The sequence below is a fragment of the Asanoa sp. NPDC050611 genome (genome assembly GCF_040654855.1).
GTDB lineage: Bacteria > Actinomycetota > Actinomycetes > Mycobacteriales > Micromonosporaceae > Asanoa.
Genome location: NZ_JBFAIU010000593.1, coordinates 1 through 2,449, shown reverse-complemented (window position 1 = coordinate 2,449; position 2,449 = coordinate 1). Strand labels below are relative to the sequence as shown.

Annotated in this window: 3 protein-coding genes; 1 reads left to right on the top strand and 2 read right to left on the bottom strand. The window is 73.7% G+C overall.

Annotated elements, in window-relative coordinates:
• Both AB0H87_RS40670 and sigJ read right to left on the bottom strand, forming a co-directional pair.
• On the bottom strand, positions 1–751 hold a 751-nt coding region (locus AB0H87_RS40670; protein ID WP_360158848.1), incomplete at its 3' end, for an FAD-dependent oxidoreductase.
• Positions 752–774: 23 nt separating this feature from the next.
• The gene (sigJ, locus tag AB0H87_RS40665) at positions 775–1,620 is read right to left on the bottom strand and encodes an RNA polymerase sigma factor SigJ (protein ID WP_360158845.1); all 846 of its coding nucleotides are present in this window, start codon (positions 1,618–1,620) and stop codon (positions 775–777) included.
• Between the two features lie 161 nt (positions 1,621–1,781).
• Here sigJ and AB0H87_RS40660 point away from each other — a divergent pair.
• Positions 1,782–2,449: DUF4062 domain-containing protein (locus AB0H87_RS40660; RefSeq protein ID WP_360158842.1), on the top strand; the 668-nt coding region annotated here is incomplete at its 3' end.

Here is a 2,449-nt window from a genome sequence, read left to right as displayed (position 1 = left end):
GGTCGACCGGCACCCGGCCCAGGTGGTCGAGCGCGGTGGCGAGCTGGCGCGTCAGTCCGCTGGCCCGCAGCCCGCCGCACCAGACCACCGCGTCCGCGTCCAGCTTGGTCCCGTCGGCGAGAAGGGCATAGCCGTCGCCGACCTCGGTCACGGTGGTGCCGAGCCGGCGTTCGACGGCGAGCGTGTCCAGCGCCGCCTCGATCTCCGCCCGCGGTCCCGGTCCGAGCTGGTGACCGACCACGTCGGACCGGTCCACCAGCACCACCCGCCCGCGCGCCGCCAGCGCGGTCGCGGCCTCCAGACCGACGAACCCGGCACCCACGACGACGGCCGTGTAGCCGTCCCGGTCGCGGAGATGTCGCCTCAGCCGGCGCGCTCCGGCCAGGGTGTCGATGTCGAAGAGCCGTTCGGCGCCGGGCAGGTCCCGGGGCGCGACGAGCGCGCTGCCCGCGGCCAGCACCAGCCGGTCGTAACCGATCTCGGTGCCGTCGTCGGTCGTCACCACCCGGTGTCCCGGGTCGATCGTGTCGACCCGCGCCCGCAGGTGCGTGACGCCGATCGGCGCGAGGATCCGGTGCAGCGCCACCGTGGCCTTCTCCGGGTCGGGCTCGTACAGGCGCGGGCGCAGCACCAGGTCGTCGTTCGGCGCGACCAGCGTGATGCGCAGGTCGGCCCGGCCGCGGGCCAGCGCCGCGCCGGCCGCGCTCCACACGCCCGCGAAACCGCCTCCGATGATCACAACGTCTCTCATGCGAGGGAGACAACGCGGCGGGCTCAGATGTGACCGAGCTTCTCCGGGTTGACCTGTCGGCGGAACTCGGTGATGCGGCCGCCGGCGATCTCGACGGTGTCGAGCCAGACCAGCGTCCCGTCGCGATAGGTGGCCAGCGCGGGCGACCCGTTCACCTCGACGATGCGGACGGCGTCCGGCCGCCGCAGCTCGATCTGCCTGACGACCAGCAGTGCGATCCGCTCGCGACCGAGGACCGGCTTGCGGGCGGCGGTCACCTTGCCACCGCCGTCGGCGACGTAGGTGGCGTCCGGGTCCAGCAGCTCGACGAGCCGCGCCAGGTCACCGGCGTGTGCCGCCGCCCTGAACGCCTCGAGCACGCGCCTGGTCTCGCCCTTGGACGCTCTGGGCCGCTCGGTCACCGCGCCGACCCGCTCCCGGGCACGCCAGGCGAGCTTGCGGCTGGCGGCGGGCGTGCCCCCGACCACCTCGGCGACCTGGTCGAAAGGAAACTCGAACACGTCGTGCAGCACCAGCGCGACCCGCTCGCGCGGCGTGAGCGCCTCCATCACCACCAGGAGGGCCGTGCTCACCGACTCGTCCAGCAGCACCCGCTCGGCGGCGTCGGGCCCGGTGAGCAGGGGTTCGGGCAGCCAGGGACCGACGTACGACTCGCGGCGGACCCGGGCCGACTGCAGCACGTTGTACGCCGTGCGGGCCGACACGGTCACCAGCCACGCCCGCAGGTCCCGGACCTCGCCCAGGTCGGCGCCGCGGGCCCGCAGCCAGACGTCCTGCGTCACGTCCTCGGCCTCGGCCACCGAGCCCAGGATCCGGTAGGCGGCGCCGAACACCGCGGGGCGATGGGACTCCCAGTCGGCCGGCTCCACCCGGTCAGCCTGACACGGCGCTCCAGGGCGTGGGGCCGTGACCCACCTCACCCGAAATCAGGATAATTCCTGATTTTGGCGGCCTATCTGGGCATTCCCGTGGAGCGCATCGCGTTCCATGGAGAGATCTTGTCAGGACCGACGCCCGAGGAGGGAAGCGCATGCTCGACCCGGCCGGCGGACAGCGGATCATCCTGACGCCGGACCAGCGGCTCCGGGTGTTCGTCAGCTCCACCCTCACGGAGCTCGCGGCCGAGCGGGAGGCGGTCCGGGCCGCCGTGGTGGGCCTGCGGCTCCAGCCCGTCATGTTCGAGGCCGGCGCCCGCCCACACCCGCCGCGGGAGGTCTACCGGTCGTACCTCGCGCAGAGCCAGATCTTCATCGGGATCTACGACGAGAGCTACGGCTGGGTCGCACCCGACATGGAGATCTCGGGCCTCGACGACGAGTACCGCCTCGCTGACGGGAAGCCCCGGCTGATCTACGTCAAGGACCCCGCGCCGGGTCGGGATCCCCGCCTGTCCGCCCTGCTGGACGCGATCCGCCGCGCCGGCGACGTCTCGTACCGCCGCTTCGCGTCGGCGGACGAGCTGCACGGCCTCGTCGAGCAGGACATCGCGGTGCTGCTCTCGGAACGGTTCCAGCAGTCGGGCCGGCCCGAGGCGGCGGAGACGGGCCCCGAGCCGGCGGAGACGGAGCGGCTTGCCGTGCCGCGCACCCTGCTGCTGGGCCGGCTGGGTGCTCGACGTGGTGCGGCCGGCCCTGGCCCAGGGTCCCGCCGCCGCGGCCGACGACGACCTCGCCTACGTGGCGCCGTGGGGCTTCGACC